We start from the raw sequence: 17,908 nt of genomic DNA on the forward strand, positions 1-17,908 counted from the left end.
CGGCCTGGGCGAGCGCGCAGGCGGCAGCGAAGCCGAGGCCGCGCCCGGCGCCCGTCACGAGCGCGCGCCGGCCGTCGAGGCGGAACGACGGCGTGACCGGCGCCTGCACGGCGCTCATTCCGCCGCCGTCGCGTAGGGCACGTTGCGCCCGCCATAGCGGCGGACGCGCACATTGGCCTGCTCGGCATGCCCCGCAAAGCCTTCCAGCATGCAGAGCCTCGAGCAATATTCCCCGACCATCGCCGAGGCCTCGTCGGTCAGCACCTTCTGGTAGGTGCAGGTCTTCAGGAACTTGCCGACCCAGAGGCCGCCCGTATAGCGCGCCGCCCGCCTGGTCGGCAGGGTATGGTTAGTGCCGATCACCTTGTCGCCATAGGCGACATTGGTGCGGGGCCCGAGGAAGAGGGCTCCGTAGTTCGTCATGCCCTTGAGGAAGACGTCGGGGTCGCGCGTCATCACCTGGACGTGCTCGAAGGCGAGACGGTCGGCCTCGGCGATCATCTCCTCCTCGCTGTCGCAGACGATCACCTCGCCATAGGTCCGCCACGCCTGCCGCGCGGTGTCGCCGGTCGGCAGCATGCCGAGCAGGCGCTCGACCTCCTCCATGGTGTCGCGCGCGAGCCTTTCGGAGTTGGTGAGGAGCACGGCGGGCGAGGTCGGGCCGTGCTCCGCCTGACCGAGGAGGTCGGTCGCGCAGATCTCGCCGTCGACGGTCTCGTCGGCGATCACGAGGGTCTCGGTCGGCCCGGCGAAGAGGTCGATGCCGACGCGCCCGTAGAGCTGGCGCTTCGCCTCCGCCACGAAGGCATTGCCCGGCCCGACCAGCATGTCGACCGGCTCGATCGTCTCGGTGCCGAGCGCCATCGCCCCGACGGCCTGGATGCCGCCGAGCGAATAGATCACGTCCGCGCCGGCGAGATGCTGCGCCGCGACGATGGCGGCCGCCGGCCTGCCCCGATAGGGCGGGGCGCAGGTGACGATCCGCGGCACGCCGGCGACCTTGGCCGTCACCACCGACATGTGGGCGGAGGCGACCATCGGATACTTGCCGCCCGGGACATAGCAGCCGACCGAGTTGACCGGGATGTTCCTGTGGCCGAGCACCACGCCGGGCAGGGTCTCGACCTCGACGTCCTTCAGCGCCGCGCGCTGGTGCTCGGCAAAGTTCCGCACCTGCGCCTGCGCGAAGCGGATGTCCTCGACGGCGCGCTGCGGCAGCTCGGCGATGCAGTCCCGGATCTCCCGGTCGGTCAGCCGGTAGTCGGTGCGGTCCCAGCTGTCGAACTTGACGGAGAGATCGTGGACGGCGGCGTCGCCGCGCTGTTCGATCTCCGCCAGCGTCGCCTCGACGATCGCGCGGACCTTGGCGTCATCCTCGGCGACGGCCTTGGCGTCGCGTCCGCGTTTCAGCCATCGTGCCATGTCGCCTCCCGGTGCGCCGCGCCTTATCTAGCGTCCGATCAATTGGTGGCGGCGCACCGCCCCGCTGTCAACGCGCCGGCGCTGCCGTTGCGGGTCAGCGTCCGGTCTGGGCGGCGAGCCCCGCCGCCTCGATGCCCGCAACCGCGCACATCTCGTCCGCCTCTGAGAGATCGCCGGATATGCCGACCGCGCCCATGAGCTCGCCGTCGCCGCCGCGGATGAGCACGCCGCCCGGGACCGGCACCATCCGGCCCTGGCTCGCCGCCGCCACGGCGTTCACGAAGGCAGGCGCCTTGACCGCCCGGTCGGCGAATTCGCGGCTTCCGAACCCGAGGCCGAGCGCGCCATAGGCCTTGCCGGTCGCGATCTCCACCCGCAGGATGCCGGAATTGTCCTCGCGCTTCAGCGCGACCAAATGGCCGCCGGGATCGAGCACCGCCACCGTCAGCGGCATCAGGTTCTCCGCCCGGCCCTTCGCCAGCGCGGCCTCGACGATGGTGCTCGCCTGCGCGAGCGTCACGGCTGCCATCACTTGTTCCTTCCCCGCTTCCGTTCCCCGACCCTGCCGGGCGCCGCTCCGGCGGTTGCCCGGTGCACGGCCGGTCAATACCATCTGCGGCGAAACGGGGTCCACTCCCGACAGGGGGACCGGGCGAGGGAAGGGGACGGCATGAAGGGCGAAGTCGGCGTGATCGGGCTCGGCATCATGGGCGGGGCGATGGCGGCCAACCTGCGCGAGCGCGGCTGGCGCGTGGTCGGCTTCGACCTCGACCCGGCGCGCTGCGCCGAGCTTGCGCAGAAGGGCGTCGAGATCGCCGAGGACGTGCCGGGGCTCGCCTGCGCGGTCAGGACCATCATCACCAGCCTGCCGAGCCCCGCCGCCGTCGCCGCGGTGGCGCGCGAGATCGCCGGGGCGGGGCTGGAATGCCGGACCGTCTGCGAGACCTCGACGCTCGCCCTCGACGACAAGAACGCGGCCGAGCAGATTCTCGCCGAGGCCGGCCACGTCCTGCTCGACTGCCCGCTGAGCGGGACCGGCGCGCAGGCGCGGAACCGCGATCTCGTCGTCTATGCGAGCGGGGACGCAGCGAGCATCGCGGCCTGCCGGGACATCTTCGCCGATTTCGCGCGGCAGGCGCACGATCTCGGCGCCTTCGGCAACGGCACGAAGATGAAGTTCGTCGCCAACCTCCTGGTGGCGATCCACAACGTCGCCGCCGCCGAGGCGATGGTGCTCGCGATGAAGGCGGGCCTCGACCCGGGCCAGGTGGTGCGGCTCGTCGGCGCCGGCGCCGGCGGCTCGCGCGTGTTCGACCTCCGCGCGCCGCTGATGGTGGAGGAGAGCTACGAGCCCGCGACGATGAAGATCTCGACCTGGCAGAAGGACATGGCCGTGATCGGCGCGTTCGCGGCGAAGCTCGGCGCGCCGACGCCGCTCTTCTCGGCGACGGAGCCCTATTATGCGGCGGCGATGTCGCAGGGGCGCGGAAACGAGGACACGGCGGCCGTCTGCGCGGTGCTCGAGGCGATGGCGGGGATGACGCGCGGCTGACCGCCGCTCAGCCGCGCAGGAAGTCGAGGACGGCGGTCTCCCGCATCACCGCCTCCGGGGTCCGGTGGCGGGCGGCGAGCGCACGCTCCGCCTCGTCGCGGAAGCGCATCCGCATGTAGGAGCCGAGGCGGCGCGCCTGCTCGACGATGCGGGTTCCCGCCTCGCGCCGCACCGCGTCGAAGCGGGCCAGCGCCGCGCCGAGATCCGGTTCCTCCCGGAGGGCGGCGACGAGGGCCTCGGCGTCCATCGCCGCCTTCGCGACGCCGGCGCCGACATGGGGTCTCGCCACGAAGGCGGCGTCGCCGACGAGCGCGACGCGCCCGCAGACGAGCTGCGGGCTCTCCAGGTCGTAGATCGGCTGCAGGAAGGGCTGCCCGGTCGCCCGCACGAGATCGCGGAACTGCGGCGCGAGCACGCGCTCGGCGCAGGCCCGCATGGTGCGGACGACATGGTGGGCGATGAGCGGCGGCGGGATCGACAGGGAATGCCGGCGCCCGCTCCGGTCGGTCAGCATGTCCGCGAGCTCGGTGTGCTCGTCCGCCGGCCGGTACCAGACGAAATTGTAGCGCCGCCGCCCGGGCCGCAGGTCGTCGTCCGGCCCGGCGACGGGATAGCCGAGCATCTGCTCGCCCGGCGGCAGGCAGAACGCGAAATAGGCGAAGAGATCGCGGTGCGCCGCCGGCGTCAGCGCCGATTCCTCGACGAGCCCGCGCCAGGCGGTGTAGCCGGCATAGAGCGGCTCGACCTCGGGCAGGAACTGGCCGCGCACCGCGGACCGGAAGCCGTCGGCGCCGACCAGGAGGTCGCCCGCCGCCTGCGAGCCGTCCGCGAAATAGGCGACGACCCGCCCGGACAGGTCCTCGAAGCCGACGAATTCCTTGCCCGGATGGTAGCGCTCGTCGGGAAAGGCGGCGCGCAGCATCTGGAACATGCGGTTCCACGACGTCGTGGTCTGGGGGCAGCGGAGCCCGCCGACGACGCTGCCGTCCGGCGCGAGCGTGCGCCGCTCGTCGATCCTGACCCCGAGCTCGTCGCCCGGATGGATGTCGACCGCGGCGAGCGCCGCGACCAGCTCCGGATGGGTGACGATGCCGGCGCCCCGGCCGGAGAGCTCGCTCCCGACCCGTTCGTAGACGTCGACCGACCAGCCGGATTTCCGCAGCAGGAGCCCTGTGAAGAGCCCGCCCAGCGAACCGCCGATGACCATCGCGCGCGGCTGCGCTGGCGCCATTCCGGATTTCCCCGCTTCTTTATCGCGCGATCAAAGAGCGGGCCGGCCGCGAGGTCAAGCCGGTGCGGCGGCTTCGGCGAGGATGCGGCGGATCGTCGGCGGCGTTCCCTCGAGCATGCTGTCGACGCTGAGCTCGATGAAGCGGCGGAGATCGAGATGCGGCTCGGCGCGATAGACGTGCCGGCGCAACCCGTAATAGAAGACGCCGCCATGGAAGGTCCAATAGAGGTCGATCTCCGCGCCCTGGACCGGCACTTCCGCGAACGAGGGCAGGCGGTGGGTGTGACGGACCTCCTCGCAGATCCGCCGCAGGATTCGCTCCTCCACGAAGGTGATCCACCACTGGTTGATCCCGATTCCGCGCAGGCCGGAGAAGAGATAGATGCGGAGCCACTTCGAATCGAAGATCATCTCCGTGTAGCGCGAGTAGAAGGTCACGAGACGCTCGCGCAGAGGCAGGCTGCGGTCGGAGAGCAGATCTTCCCACTCGGCGCGCCAGCGGCTCAGATAGACTTCGTTATAGACCTCGCGGATGAGGTCTTCCTTGGACGGGAAGTAGCGATAGATGAGCGGCTGAGTGACGCCGAGCTTCCTGGCGAGCGCACGGGTGCCGCCGTCGAAGCCGACCTCGGCGAAATAGGTGACCGCCGCCTCGAGGATCTGGCGTCGGCGCTCGTCGGGCGAGAGGCGCTGGCGGCGGGCCTGCGGCGGCGCCGAAGCGGCCCGTCCCGGCTTGCCATTCATCTCGCGGCTGAGGTCGTGGTCCATACGTCACCGTTTCCGCTGATAGCCATAACGGGCCCGACCCGCTTGGCAAGGCTCGGCCCGGTCCTTCTTGCCGCATGATGCCGGCTCGACACTGATCGGGCGATCATTAGAATGGCGGTTCCGGTCAGGGAGGCTGGAATGAGCGACTTGATGCATGACGACGCGCTGCGCGTCGGCGGAGCCTGGCCCGCGGAGATCCGGGCCGAATTCGCGCGCAACCGGGAGAACGGATGCGTCGGCACCCGCCTCGTCTCGGAGACGGACCGTGTCCGGGTCTGGGAGATCAGGCTCGCACCGGGAGAGCGGATCGGCTTTCACAGGCACGTGCTCGACTATTTCTGGACCGCCATCAATCCCGGCCGCGCGCGCTCGCACCTGCAGGACGGCTCGACGGTCGAGAGCACCTATTCGGCTGGCGAGACGCGGCATGCGAGCTACGGCCCCGGCGAGTACAAGATCCACGATCTGGAGAATATCGGCGAGACCGAGCTGATCTTCACGACGGTGGAGTTCCTCGACAGCGCCAACCGGCCGCTCCCCGTTCCCGCCGCGGTCCGTGCCTGACGGGCGCCGTCCGGGTTGACGCCCGCCCCGCGTTATTTAATCTCCGCTCAATAAGCATGACCGGGCCGGAGAGCCCGGCGCGGGGAGGGCGCCTTGGCCGGAGCGCGGAAGGTCATCATCACCTGCGCAGTGACGGGGTCGATCCACACGCCGTCCATGTCGCCGCATCTCCCGGTGACGCCGGAAGAGATCGTCGAGCAGGCGGTCGGGGCCGCCGAGGCCGGCGCGGCCATCCTGCACCTTCACGCCCGCGATGCCGAGACCGGCCGGCCCGACCAGACGCCGGAGGCATTCGGCCGGTTCCTGCCGCGCATCAGGCAGCAATGCGACGCCGTCATCAACATCACGACCGGCGGCAGCCCGTTCATGCGGGTGGAGGAGCGCGTGCTGCCGGCCGCGACCTTCAGGCCGGAAGTCGCCTCGCTCAACATGGGCTCGATCAATTTCGGCCTCTACCACCTGCTCGACCGCTACGGCGAGTTCCGGTTCGACTGGGAGCGGCAGCACCTCGAGGCGACGCGGGACCTCGTGTTCCGCAATTCCTTCAAGGACATCGAGTTCATCCTCCGGACCTGCTCGGAGAACGGGACCCGGTTCGAGTTCGAGTGCTACGACATCGCGCATCTCTACAATGTCAGACACTTCCTGGACCGCGGGCTGATCGAGCCGCCGCTCTTCGTGCAGTCGGTGTTCGGCATTCTCGGCGGCATCGGCACCCATGCCGAGGACGTCATGCACATGAAGCGGACGGCGGACCGGCTGTTCGGCGACCAGTACCGATGGTCGGTGCTCGGCGCAGGCTCGTCGCAGATGCGGGTGGCGGCGATCGCGGCGGCGATGGGCGGCAATGTCCGCGTCGGGCTGGAGGATTCGCTCTGGGCCGGCCCGGGCCGGCTGGCGACTTCGAATGCGGAGCAGGTGCGGACGGTCCGCGGCATCCTGGAGGGGCTCGGGCTGGAGATCGCCACGGCGGACGAGGCGCGGGCGATGCTGGCGCTGAAGGGCGCGGACAGGGTGGCGATCTGAAGGGTGACAATCTGAACAGGGGCTGCGCCCGCGCGGCGCGAACCAAAAGCGGAGGACGAGCATGGACCTGACCGTCGGGAAGGCGGCGATCTACGAGGCGGCGGACAAGCTGTCGAACTGGGGACGCTGGGGGCCGGACGACCAGATCGGGACGCTCAACCACGTGACGCCGGCGGACCGGGTGGCGGCAGCCAGCCTGGTGAAGACCGGAAAGGTGTTCGCGCTCGGCATTCCGCTCGACAACAGGGGGCCGCAGACGGGTCTCTTCGGGGGCCGCTGGAACCCGATCCACACCATGCTCGCGACCGGCACCGATGCGGTGGCGGGGCGCTTCGACGAGACGAACAAGCTCCGCTACGCCGACGACGCGCTCAACATGCCGGTCCAGGCGGCGACGCACTGGGACTCGCTCGGGCACATCTTCCTCGACGACAAGATGTACAACGGCTTCGACGCCAGGCTGGTCGACGGCGGCGGCGTCCACAAATGCGGGATCGAGCACGCCCGGGCGAAGATGGTGGGCCGCGGCGTGCTGCTGGACGTCGCGCGGTTTAAGGGGGTGGAGAGCCTCGAGGACGGCTACGGCATCGCCAATGACGAGCTCGACGCCTGCGCCGCGGCGCAAGGCGTGGAGATCCGGCGCGGCGATTTCGTCATCGTGCGCACCGGCCACATGGAGCGCTGCCTGAAGAGCGGCGTCTGGGGCGGCTATGCCGGCGGCGACGCCCCCGGCGTCAGGTTCGAGAACTGCTACTGGTGCCAGGAGAAGGAGATCGCGGCGATCTGCTCCGACACCTGGGGCGTCGAGGTCCGGCCGAACGAGACGACCGAGGTCCAGCAGCCCTGGCACTGGGTGGTGATCCCGGCCATGGGCCTCACCATGGGCGAGATGTTCTTCCTGAAGGAGCTCGCCGAGGATTGCGCCGCCGACGGCGTCTACGAGTTCCTGTTCTGCGGCCCGCCGCTCGTGATCACCGGCGGGACGGGCTCGCCCATCAACCCGATGGCCATGAAATAGGTCCGGCGGGCCGGAGGCGAGGCCGCCTCCTTCCCGTCAAGGGAGATCGAGGGAGGAGAGGCGTGAAGGCGCCGGATTTCGACTATGTGCGCGTGCGCTCGCTCGACGAGGCGCTCGCAGCGCTCGCCGCGCACGGCGAGGGCGCGCGCATCCTCGCCGGCGGGCAGAGCCTGGTGCCGGCGCTGAACCTCCGGCTGCTCGCGCCGGAGATCCTGGTCGACATCGGCGGGATCGCCGACCTCAGCGGGATCGCGCTCGCGGACGGGACGATCAGGATCGGCGCCATGACCCGGCATGCGGATCTCGAGCGCTCGCCGGAGATCGCCCGGCACGTTCCGCTCCTCGCCCGCGCGGTGCGCGAGATCGGGCATCCGGCGATCCGCAACCGCGGCACGATCGGCGGCAGCCTCGCCCATGCCGACCCCGCCTCGGAGCTGCCGGCCTGCGTCCTCGCGCTGGAGGCGCGGATCGTCGCCCGCGGCCCGAGCGGCGAGCGGACCATCGCCGCTTCCGACTTCTTCCGGGGTCTCTACGAGACCGCGCTCGGGCCGGACGAGATCCTGGTCCGCATCGAGATCCCGGCTGCAGCCGCCGGCGAGCGCTTCGCCTTCCACGAACTGGCGCGGCGGCACGGCGACTATGCGATGGCCGGCATCGCCGCATTGGCGCGCGACACCGGCGCGGCCACGCTCCGGATCGCCTATTTCGGGATCGGCAGCCGCCCGATGCTCGCAGCCGGCGCCGCTGCCGCGCTCCGGGACCATGGCGCGAGCGAGGCGGGCGCCGCGGCTGCGGTGCGCGCGCTCGGGGCGGATCTCGAGCCCCAGAGCGACCTGCAGGCCTCCGCCGCCCTGCGGATGCATCTCGCGGGCGTGCTCCTTCGCCGTGCCCTCAAGGATCTCTTCCCGGATGCGGCAGGCGGGCGTGAGGAGGAAATCGCATGACGAAACCGATCGCGATCTCGCTTGCGGTGAACGGCGAGCCGGTGGAGGCGCTCGTGCGGCCGCGCCAGCACCTCGCCGACTTCCTGCGCGACACGCTCGGGCTGACGGGCACCCATATCGGCTGCGAGCACGGGGTCTGCGGCGCCTGCTCGGTGCGCCTCGACGGCGATGTCGTTCGCGGCTGCCTGGTGCTGGCGGTCCAGGCCGACGGCGCGCAGGTGGAGACGATCGAGGGCGCTTCCGACAGCGGCGAGCTGGCATCCCTCCAGCACGCCTTCGCGGCGCGCAACGCGCTGCAGTGCGGCTATTGCACGCCGGGCATGCTGCTCAACGCGGCGGAACTCCTCGCCCGCAATCCGAGCCCGAGCCGCGACGACATCCGGCAGCATCTCTCCGGGAACTACTGCCGCTGCACGGGCTACCAGGCGATCGTCGACGCGGTGGAGGCGGCGGCGCGGGCCGGTGCGGGAGGCGCGCCATGAGCGATACAGCCGGACGGCAGCCGGGCCTCAGCGTCCTCGACCGGCCGAACTCCTATATCGGCCGCGCGGTGCCGCGTCCGAACATCGCCCGGCTCACCCAGGGGCGCGGCCGGTATGCGAGCGACATCAGCCTGCCGCGCATGGTGCACGTCGCCTTCGTGCGGTCGCCCTACGCCCATGCCCGCATCGTCCGGATCGACAAGACGGCCGCGTCAGGCCTGCCCGGCGTGGTCGCGATCGTCACCGGGGCGGAACTCGCCGCGGTGATGACGCCGTGGGTGGGCGTCCTTTCCCATCTCAAGGGCCTGAAATCGGCGCCGCAGCACGCGATCGCGGTCGAGCGCGCGTGCTGGCAGGGCGAAGCGGTCGCGGCGGTGGTCGCCCGCAGCCGGGCCGAGGCGGAGGACGCGGCGGAACTGGTGGCGGTGGACTACGAGGAGCTCGAGCCGGTCGTCTCGGTCGAGGCCGCGCTTGCGCCCGGCGCACGCGCGATCCATCCCGAACTCGGCGACAACATCGCCTTCGAGCGCGTCCTCGATGCCGGCGAGGTCGACAGGGCCTTCGCCGAGGCGGATTCGGTGGTCGAGACGACCTTCGCGTTCGGCCGCCACACCGGCGTGACGCTCGAGCCGCGCGCAATCGTCGCCGACTGGAACCCCGGGGAGGCGCGGCTCACCGTCTACCAGGGGACCCAGGCGCCCCACATGATGCAGAACATCATCGCCAGGCATCTCGCGCTCGAGGAGAGCCAGGTGCGGGTGATCTGCGGCGATGTCGGGGGCTCGTTCGGCATCAAGGTCCATGTCTATGCCGACGAGATGGCGACGGTGGCGCTCGCCAAGCTCCTGAAGCGTCCCGTGAAATACGTGCCGGACCGGGTCGAGAGCTTCGTCAGCGATATCCATGCCCGCGACCATTGCGTGAAGGCGCGGGCGGCCGTGAAGCGCGACGGCACCATCACCGCCTTCGAGATCGACGACGAGACGGGGATCGGGCCGTATTCGATGTATCCGCGCACCAGCGGGATCGAGGCCAACCAGGTGGTCAACCTGGTAGGCGGCCCGTATCGGACGCCGAACTACCGCGCGCGCGCCCGCGTCGTGTTCCAGAACAAGAACGTGATGTGCCAGTATCGCGGCGTCGGCCACCCGGTCGCCTGCTCGGTCACCGAGGGCCTCGTCGACATGGCGGCGCGCGCGATCGGGATGGACCCGTTCGAGATCCGGCGGCGGAACGTGATCCCGGACGACGCCCACCCGTCGGTCTCCGCCGCCGGCCTCAAGTTCGAGGCGCTGTCGCACCAGGCAGCGCTGGCGAAGCTCCATGCCATGATGGACTACGACGCGCGCCGCCGCGAGCAGGCCGCGCTCCGCGAGAAGGGCGTCTACCGCGGCATCGGGCTCGCGACCTTCATCGAGGTGACCAATCCGAGCGCCGCCTTCTACGGCGTCGGCGGCGCCCGCATCTCCTCGCAGGACGGCGCCGCGCTCCGCCTCGACGCGACCGGCGCGCTCGTCTGCCAGATCAGCGTCACCGAGCAGGGGCAGGGCACGGAGGCCGTCATCGCGCAGGTGGTCGCGACCGCCTTCGGCGTGCCGATCGAGCGCGTGCGCGTCATCACCGGCGACACCGACGTCACGCCCTATGGCGGCGGCACCTGGGCCTCGCGCGGCGCCGGGATCGGCGGCGAGGCGGCGCTCCAGGCCGGCAAGGCGCTCCGCGAGAACGTGCTCAAGGTGGCCGGCACCATCCTGCAGGCGCAGCCGGCGGCGCTCGACATACGCGACGGCCTGGTGGTCGACCGCGACACGGGACGGGAACGGATCGGGCTCGAGGAGATCGCGCGGATCGCCTATTTCCGCCCCGACACGCTCCCCTCCGACTTCCAGCCGGAGCTCATGGTCGTCCGCCATTACGTGCCGCGGAAATATCCGTTCGCCTTCACGAACGGGGTGAACGCCTGCTGGCTGGAGGTCGACGTCGAGACCGGCTTCGTGAAGCTGCTCAAATACTGGATCGTCGAGGATTGCGGCACGATCATCAACCCGCAGCTCGTCGACGAGCAGATCCGCGGCGGCGTCGTGCAGGGGCTCGGGCCGGCGCTGATGGAGCACTGCATCTACGACGAGCGCGGCCAGCTCCTCAACGGCAACATGGCGGACTATCTCGTGCCGATGGCGGCGGAGATGCCGGACATCGAGGTCGGGCACGTCGTCTCGCCGACGCTCGAATCCGAGCTCGGCGCGAAGGGCGCGGGCGAGGCGGGGACGGCCGGCGCGGCGGCGGCGGTCGCCAATGCCGTCAACGACGCGCTCTCGCCCTTCGGGGTCGCGATCTCCGCCATTCCGATCACGCCGGAGATCGTGCTGCGGGCGCTCGGCCGGCTCTGAAAGGGGCTTGCGAACGGCGCGGAGCTAAGGGAAGCTCCCTTTATCGAACGATAAAAAGCAGCAATTCGGGAGGACGAAACATGAGCCTGAGACTGACGCGTCGAAGCCTTCTGGCGGGAGCCGGCGCGGCCGCCGCCGCCTCGCCGTTCTCGTTCAGCATCGCGCGCTCGCAGGAGACGCCGATCAAGATCGGCTTCCCCGTGCCGCTGAGCGGCCCCTACAGCAGCGAGGCGAACGACCAGGTCCGCTGCGCCCAGCTCGCCATCGACTGGTTCAACGAGGGCGCGAGCCGGAAGGCCGAGCTCGTGGTACGCGACGACAAGCTCAATCCGGGCGAGGCCGCGACCCGCGCGCTCGAGCTGATCGAATCCGACAAGGTCGACTTCCTGTGCGGATCGCTCTCCGCCTCCGTCCAGCTGTCGGTCAACCAGGTCGCGAGCAAGCGCGGCGTCATCTACAACTCGATCAGCCAGTCGGACACGATCAACGAGGCGTCCGACTTCACGAAATACACCTTCCACGAGGCGCTCAACCCGCACATGACGGCGGGCGCGGTCGCCCGCTACGCCTTCAAGAACGCGAAGGGCAAGAAGGTCGCCTATCTCATCGCGGACTACGCCTACGGCACCGAGATGCTCCGCGGCTTCCGCAACGTCGCCAAGGAGACGGGAATGGAGGAGGTGGCGGAGGTCCGCCATCCGCTCGGCACGACCGACTATTCCACCTTCTTCCCGCGCATCCAGTCGGCCCGGCCCGACGTGCTGGTGGTGGTCAATTTCGGCCGCGACCAGCTCAACACGCTGAAGCAGGCGACCGATTTCGGCCTGAAGCAGCAGATGCAGATCGTCTATCCCGTCATCCTCGACACCCAGCGCTTCGCCGGCGGCTTCGCGCCCTTCGAGGACGTGATCGGCGGCGGCAACTATTACTGGACGCTCGAGGACGAGCACGAGAGCGCGAAGCGCTTCAACGATGCCTACCGGAAGAAATATCCGGACCAGGGCGTGCCCTCCGCCTATGGCGCGCTCGGCTATGCCGGCGTCTACGGGCTCCTGAACGGCGTGAAGGAGGCGGGCGGCGCCAAGACCGATGACGTCATCGCCGCCATGGAGACGATGAAGTACGACGCCTACAAGGGCGCGGAATACTTCCGGAAGTGCGACCACCAGGCGGTGCAGTCGGTGCTGATCCTGAAGGCCAAGGCGGAAGACAAGATGCGCGACAAGTGGGACATCTTCGAGATCGTCGACACGCAGCCGGCGGACGAGCAGTTCCTGCGGACGTGCGAGGAACTCGGACACAAGGCCTAGGGCCGGCTTCCGCTTCCGGGTGCGGGGGCCGCGCGCCCCGCACCCGTTCCGTCCGCCGCGCCGGCCCCGAGCCGGCGCCGAACCCGAGGCCTTCGTGACCGTCGACCTCTTCCTTCTCCAGCTCTTCACCGGCCTCGCGCTCGGCTCGATCTTCGTGCTGGTGGCGCTCGGCCTGTCGCTCATCTTCGGCCTGCTCACCATCGTGAACTTCGCGCACGGGCAGTTCTTCATGCTGGGCGCCTATGTCGGCGCGTTCGTGCTCGGCATGACGGGCAATTTCTGGCTGTCGCTGATCGCCGTGCCGCTCGCGGTCGGCGCCGTCGGCATGCTGTGCGAGCGCTTCCTGGTCCGGCCACTCTACGGGCGCGGCATCGACTATCCGCTGCTCCTCACCTACGGCCTCGGCCTCATCCTCCTCGAGACGGTGCGGATCCTGGCCGGGACCCAGGGCATTCCGTTCAACACGCCGCCGGTGCTGAGCGGGGCGGCCGATCTCGGCTTCTTCTTCTTCCCGAAGTACCGGCTCTTCCTGATCGCCATCACGGCAATCATCCTGGTCGCGCTCTGGCTCTTCCTGGAGCGGACGTCCTACGGCCTCATCATCCGCGCCGGCGCGCGCGACCAGGAGATCGTGCAGGTGCTCGGCGTCGATGTCGGGCGGGTCTGGCTCGTCGTCTTCGGCGTCGGGGTGGCGATCGCGGGGCTCGCCGGCGTGCTTGCCGCGCCGATCCGCGGCGTCTTTCCGGAAATGGGGGTGCCCGTCCTCGTCGAGGCCTTCGTCGTCACCGTGGTCGGCGGCATGGGCTCGCTCCTCGGCGCCGTCGTGGCGGGCCTCGCCGTCGGCGTCACCGTGAGCTTCACCTCGTTCTTCTATCCGGAAATGGCGACCCTTTCGATGTTCCTCCTGATGGCGCTCGTCCTCGTGTTCCGGCCGCGCGGCCTGTTCGGGCGCGCCGGGCTCCTCGGCTGATGGTGGAGCGAAGCGCGACCGCCGGGCCGCCTGCCCGGACGCGCCCGGGCGGGCCGGCGGCGATCGGGGCGGCCTACGACTTCGTCGACCGGCACCGGGTCGCGATCGCGATCCTGTTCCTGATCGTGCTGCCCTGGCTCACGCCCTACAAGGCGCTCGCCGTGAACATCCTGATCTACGGGCTGTTCGCGATGGGCTTCAACCTGATCTACGGATATGCCGGTATGCTGTCCTTCGGGCATGCGGCGCTGTTCGGGCTCGGCGCCTATGGCTGCGGCATACCGATCGCGAAGTTCGGGATTCCCTGGTTCCTGGCACTGCCGACGGGCGTCGCCGTCGCCGGCCTCGCCGCGGTGGCGATCGGCTGGTTCGCCACCCGATCGCGCGGCATCTACTTCGCGATGGTGACGCTCGCGCTGTCGCAGGTGGTCTATTACATCGTGTTCCAGATGGTCTGGCTGACCGGCGGAGAGGACGGGCTCCGCGGCGTCAGCGTTCCCGCGCTCGACATTTTCGGCCTGGAACTCAGCCTGCTCGACCCGACCGCCAAATACTATCTGATCCTGATCGCCGTCGCGCTCGCGCTCTGGCTCTTCTCCCGGATCCTGCAATCGCCCTTCGGCGCCGTGCTCGAGGCGATCCGCGAGAACGAGAAGCGCGCCGCCGCCTGCGGCTACGACGTCAACCGGACGCGCTGGGCGGCCTTCATCCTGTCCGGGCTGTTCTCGGGCCTCGCCGGGGCGCTCTACGCGATCCACCTCTCGATCGTGCCGATCGAGACGCTGCACTACTTCACCTCGGCCGAGGTGCTGATGATGACGCTGCTCGGCGGCATGGGAACCTTCTTCGGCCCGTTCGTGGGCGCGCTCGTCTACATCCTCCTGCAGGACGTGGTGACCGTGGTCACGGTGCACTGGCAGCTCGTCGTCGGCATCCTCTTCGTCGTGCTGATCCTCTTCTTCCCGCGCGGGATCTGGGGATCGCTGCTGCACTGGCTGCGGCCATGAGCACCGCCCCGATCCTCGCGGCCGAAGGAATCGGAAAGCGCTTCGGCGGATTCCGGGCGCTCTCGGACGTATCCGTCGCCTTCGAGCCCGGCAGCCTCACCTCCATCATCGGGCCGAACGGCGCCGGGAAGAGCACCTTCTTCAACGTGCTCTCGGGCGCGTTTCCGCCGAGCGAGGGGCGGGTCCGATACGAGGGGCGCGACATCACCGGGCTGCCGCAGCACCGGTTCGCTCATCTCGGCATCGCGAAGTCGTTCCAGATCACCAACCTCTTCCCGCAGCTCTCCGCGCTCGAGAACGTCCGCATCGCGGGCCAGGCGATGCGATCCCGCTTCGACATGTGGACGAAGCGGGAGACGATCGCCGAGCTGCTTGACCGCGCGGAAGCGCTGCTCGAGCTCGTCGGGCTCGCCGCAAGGCGTCACGAGATCGCGGAGAACCTCGCTCACGGCGAGCAGCGCAGCCTGGAGATCGCCGTCGCGCTCGCCTGCGATCCGCGCCTCCTGCTCCTCGACGAGCCGACGGCCGGCATGAGCCCGGAGGAGGCGCGCGCGATGATGGACCTCATCCTGAAGCTCAACGAGGAGCGCACGGTGGTCCTCGTCGAGCACCGCATGAAGCTCGTCATGGGCATATCAAGCCGCATCATCGTTCTCCATCACGGCCAGCTCCTCGCGGAGGGCTCGCCGGACGCCATAAGGAGCCACGACGAGGTGCGGCGCGTCTATCTCGGACAGACGGTGTAGCCCCGTGCTGACGGTGAAGGACCTCAACGCCTGGTACGGGCGCAGCCACATCCTCCAGGGGATCGGGCTCGAGATCGCCGCCGGCGAGGCGGTCTGCATGATCGGCCGGAACGGGGCGGGCAAGACCACCACGCTCCGCTCCATCATGGGGCTCGTGCAGAGACGGAGCGGAACGGTCCTCTTCGAGGGTACCGACATCATCGCGCTGCCGACCCATCGCCGCTTCGCCATGGGGCTCGCCTACGTGCCGGAGGAGCGCCGCATCGTCGGCGGCCTCTCGGTCCTGGAGAACATCCGGCTCGGCCTCGTCGCCTCGCCGAACCTCAAGCGCGAAGGCGAGATCATCGACCGGGTGGCGGAGACCTTCCCGCGGCTCAAGGAGCGGCTGTCGCAGCAGGCCGACACGCTTTCCGGCGGCGAGCAGCAGATGCTCGCGATCGCCCGGGCGATGGTCTCCGACCCGAAGCTCATCATGCTCGACGAGCCCTCGGAAGGCATCATGCCGGTGCTCGTCGACGAGATGTTCGAGCTCTTCGCCCGGATGAAGGCGCGCGGGATCACCATCCTCATCGTGGAGCAGAACGTGGAGCGGGCGCTCCAGCTCGCCGACCGCGCCTATGTCGTCGACCAGGGCGAGATCGTCCATTCCGGCGACGCCAAGGCGCTCCTCGCCGACCGCGAGATCCAGGAGCGCTACTGCTCCGTCTGAGACCGGGGCGCGCGAGTGGACAGGGGCGGGGACTGCGCCTATCTCAGGCCCGTCCCCGCCGCCCGGCCGCGGCGGGCGATCGGCCAGACCGGACAGCGCCCTTGAAACTCGTCCTCTTCGACTGCGACGGCACCATCGTCGACAGCCAGCACATCATCGCCGAGGCGATGGCCCTCGCCTTCGCCGAGCACCGGCTCCCGCCGCCTCCGCCGGAGGCGACGCGGCTCATCATCGGCCTTTCCCTGCCGCTCGCGATCGCCGAGCTGCTCGACGAGCCGGCCGGCGCGCGCACCGAGGCGATCGCGGAGAGCTACCGCCGCCAGTTCCTCGCCATGCGGAGCCGGCCGGACTTCTTTGAGCCGCTCTTTCCCGGCGCGGCGGAGGCGCTGCGGGCGCTCGCCGCGCGCGACGACCTCAGGCTCGGCATGGTGACCGGCAAGTCGCGCCGGGGCGTCGCCGCAGTCTGCGAAAAGCACGGCTTCGAGGGCCTCTTCGAAGTCGTCCGCACCGCCGACGACTGTCCCTCCAAGCCGCATCCGGCGATGGTGCTCGAGTGCTGCGCGGAGGCGGGCCTCGCACCGGCCGACGCGATCGTCGTCGGCGACACGCGGTTCGACATGGAGATGGCGCGCGCCTCCGGCGCCGATCCGGTCGGCGTTTCCTGGGGCTATCACAAGGCGGACGACCTCCGCCTCACCGGCGCGCGCTGCATCGTCGACGATTTCGACGCGCTGGTGGCGGAGGTGCTCCGTACCGGCGGGCCGGAAAGGATGGCGGCGCATGCAGGCTGAGGGCCGGGACCCGATCGAGACGGCGCGCCGCCTTTCCGCGCCGGACCTGCCGAAGCGCTTCTACAGCGAGGTGTCGCTCGCCGAGACGGCCGGCGGCTGGGCGATCCGCCTCGACGGCCGCGGCGCGCGCACGCCGGCGCGCAACGAGCTCGCCTGCCCGGACCGGCGCTTCGCCGAGGCGGTGGCGGCCGAATGGGCCGCGCAGAGCGAGCGGATCGACCCCGGCTCCATGCCGGCGACGCGGCTCGCCAACACGGCGCTCGACGGGGTCGCCCGCGAGATCGAGGCGGTGCGGGACGGCATCGCCGCCTTCGCCGAATCCGACCTCCTCTGCTACCGGGCGGACGCGCCGGAAGGGCTGGTGGCGGAGCAGCGCGCGCACTGGGACCCGCTGGTTGCGGCGACCGAGGCGCGGCTCGGCCGGCGCGTGATGCTCGCCGAAGGGATCATGCACGTGCCGCAGCTGCCGGAACTCCTGGCGGCGGTGCGCGCCGAAATCGGCGCGGTCGAGGATCCGTTCCGGCTCGCCGCGCTCCATGTCGTGGCGAGCCTCACCGGCTCCGCCTTCATCGCGCTCGCGCTCGGCCATGGCGCGGTCGCGCCCGACGCGGCCTGGGCGGCGGCCCATGTCGACGAGGACTGGAACATAAGGCACTGGGGCGAGGACGCGGAGGCGACGGCGCGGCGCGACCGCCGCCGGGCCGAATTCGACGCCGCGGCGCTGGTCCTCGCCGGCGGCCGCTGAGCCGCGCAATCAGGGCGCCCCAGGATCGGCCCGGGGCGCGCGGTGCCCGTTCAGCCCTGGGGCCCGCCCTGGATCAGCCCTGGCTCAGCCCTGGGGGGCGACCGTGACCGTGCAGCCGTTGCCGCTGCCGAGCGTCATGCTGCTGATCCCGCCGATGCGGTTGCCGCCTTCCGCGGCGGAGCCGGGCGCCGTGGGCGGCTCGACCTCCGCGCCGCCCGGGCCCGGCCGCGTCG

18 protein-coding genes and 1 pseudogene are annotated in these 17,908 nt (G+C 70.3%); 14 read left to right on the forward strand and 5 right to left on the reverse strand.

What is annotated here, in order from left to right:
• The 3 genes and pseudogenes from E4O86_RS23665 to E4O86_RS17890 all read right to left on the reverse strand — a co-directional run.
• A pseudogene (locus E4O86_RS23665) lies at positions 1 to 118 on the reverse strand (3-oxoacyl-ACP reductase); the annotation flags it as partial.
• Positions 115 to 1,422: a histidinol dehydrogenase gene (gene hisD, locus E4O86_RS17885; protein WP_161141917.1), complete on the reverse strand. Its 1,308-nt coding sequence runs from the start codon at positions 1,420 to 1,422 to the stop codon at positions 115 to 117. The pseudogene E4O86_RS23665 and the gene hisD, both read right to left, overlap by 4 nt.
• Positions 1,423 to 1,516: 94 nt before the next feature.
• The gene (locus tag E4O86_RS17890) at positions 1,517 to 1,951 is read right to left on the reverse strand and encodes a GlcG/HbpS family heme-binding protein (protein WP_161141918.1); all 435 of its coding nucleotides are present in this window, start codon (positions 1,949 to 1,951) and stop codon (positions 1,517 to 1,519) included.
• A gap of 141 nt (positions 1,952 to 2,092) precedes the next feature.
• On the opposite strand from E4O86_RS17890, the gene E4O86_RS17895 reads away from it, so the two are divergent.
• Positions 2,093 to 2,974, forward strand: a complete 882-nt coding sequence (locus E4O86_RS17895) for an NAD(P)-dependent oxidoreductase (RefSeq protein ID WP_161141919.1) — start codon at positions 2,093 to 2,095, stop codon at positions 2,972 to 2,974.
• A 7-nt stretch (positions 2,975 to 2,981) separates the two neighbouring features.
• On the opposite strand, the gene E4O86_RS17900 is transcribed toward E4O86_RS17895, so the two are convergent.
• Positions 2,982 to 4,205: an FAD binding domain-containing protein gene (locus E4O86_RS17900; RefSeq protein WP_161141920.1), complete on the reverse strand. Its 1,224-nt coding sequence runs from the start codon at positions 4,203 to 4,205 to the stop codon at positions 2,982 to 2,984.
• A gap of 54 nt (positions 4,206 to 4,259) precedes the next feature.
• A complete protein-coding gene (locus E4O86_RS17905; RefSeq protein WP_161141921.1) occupies positions 4,260 to 4,973 on the reverse strand; it encodes a TetR/AcrR family transcriptional regulator in 714 nt (237 codons plus the stop codon).
• 138 nt (positions 4,974 to 5,111) lie between these two features.
• Between E4O86_RS17905 and E4O86_RS17910 the strand changes: the two genes are divergently transcribed.
• From E4O86_RS17910 to E4O86_RS17970, 13 genes are all read left to right on the forward strand, one after another.
• A complete protein-coding gene (locus tag E4O86_RS17910; RefSeq protein WP_246206474.1) occupies positions 5,112 to 5,537 on the forward strand; it encodes a cupin domain-containing protein in 426 nt (141 codons plus the stop codon).
• A 93-nt stretch (positions 5,538 to 5,630) separates the two neighbouring features.
• Positions 5,631 to 6,563, forward strand: a complete 933-nt coding sequence (gene kce / locus E4O86_RS17915; RefSeq protein ID WP_161141922.1) for a 3,5-dioxohexanoate:acetyl-CoA acetone transferase — start codon at positions 5,631 to 5,633, stop codon at positions 6,561 to 6,563.
• A 61-nt stretch (positions 6,564 to 6,624) separates the two neighbouring features.
• Positions 6,625 to 7,581: a cyclase family protein gene (locus tag E4O86_RS17920; protein WP_246206475.1), complete on the forward strand. Its 957-nt coding sequence runs from the start codon at positions 6,625 to 6,627 to the stop codon at positions 7,579 to 7,581.
• A 62-nt stretch (positions 7,582 to 7,643) separates the two neighbouring features.
• Entirely contained in the window at positions 7,644 to 8,525 is an 882-nt protein-coding gene (locus E4O86_RS17925) for an FAD binding domain-containing protein (RefSeq protein ID WP_161141923.1), read from the forward strand.
• Positions 8,522 to 9,007 carry a (2Fe-2S)-binding protein gene (locus E4O86_RS17930; RefSeq protein ID WP_161141924.1) on the forward strand — a complete coding sequence of 162 codons (486 nt, stop codon included), beginning with the start codon at positions 8,522 to 8,524 and terminating at the stop codon, positions 9,005 to 9,007. Before E4O86_RS17925 ends, E4O86_RS17930 begins: the two co-directional genes overlap by 4 nt.
• Entirely contained in the window at positions 9,004 to 11,397 is a 2,394-nt protein-coding gene (locus E4O86_RS17935) for a xanthine dehydrogenase family protein molybdopterin-binding subunit (RefSeq protein ID WP_161141925.1), read from the forward strand. Before E4O86_RS17930 ends, E4O86_RS17935 begins: the two co-directional genes overlap by 4 nt.
• A gap of 80 nt (positions 11,398 to 11,477) precedes the next feature.
• On the forward strand, positions 11,478 to 12,707 hold the full coding sequence (locus E4O86_RS17940) for an ABC transporter substrate-binding protein (protein WP_161141926.1): 1,230 nt from the start codon (positions 11,478 to 11,480) through the stop codon (positions 12,705 to 12,707).
• A 94-nt stretch (positions 12,708 to 12,801) separates the two neighbouring features.
• Positions 12,802 to 13,677: an ABC transporter permease subunit gene (locus E4O86_RS17945; protein WP_161141927.1), complete on the forward strand. Its 876-nt coding sequence runs from the start codon at positions 12,802 to 12,804 to the stop codon at positions 13,675 to 13,677.
• Positions 13,677 to 14,684 carry a branched-chain amino acid ABC transporter permease gene (locus tag E4O86_RS17950; RefSeq protein WP_161141928.1) on the forward strand — a complete coding sequence of 336 codons (1,008 nt, stop codon included), beginning with the start codon at positions 13,677 to 13,679 and terminating at the stop codon, positions 14,682 to 14,684. The genes E4O86_RS17945 and E4O86_RS17950 overlap by 1 nt, the downstream gene beginning before the upstream one ends.
• Entirely contained in the window at positions 14,681 to 15,430 is a 750-nt protein-coding gene (locus E4O86_RS17955; protein ID WP_161141929.1) for an ABC transporter ATP-binding protein, read from the forward strand. Before E4O86_RS17950 ends, E4O86_RS17955 begins: the two co-directional genes overlap by 4 nt.
• Positions 15,431 to 15,434: 4 nt before the next feature.
• Positions 15,435 to 16,139, forward strand: coding sequence for an ATP-binding cassette domain-containing protein (locus E4O86_RS17960; RefSeq protein WP_161141930.1), 705 nt, complete (start codon positions 15,435 to 15,437; stop codon positions 16,137 to 16,139).
• A 101-nt stretch (positions 16,140 to 16,240) separates the two neighbouring features.
• The gene (locus E4O86_RS17965; protein WP_161141931.1) at positions 16,241 to 16,930 is read left to right on the forward strand and encodes an HAD-IA family hydrolase; all 690 of its coding nucleotides are present in this window, start codon (positions 16,241 to 16,243) and stop codon (positions 16,928 to 16,930) included.
• Positions 16,920 to 17,675, forward strand: coding sequence for an ATP12 family chaperone protein (locus E4O86_RS17970; RefSeq protein WP_161141932.1), 756 nt, complete (start codon positions 16,920 to 16,922; stop codon positions 17,673 to 17,675). The genes E4O86_RS17965 and E4O86_RS17970 overlap by 11 nt, the downstream gene beginning before the upstream one ends.
• Positions 17,676 to 17,908: the final 233 nt, after the last annotated feature.

This window comes from Propylenella binzhouense (genome assembly GCF_009866965.1).
Classification (GTDB): Bacteria; Pseudomonadota; Alphaproteobacteria; order Rhizobiales; family Afifellaceae; genus Propylenella; species Propylenella binzhouense.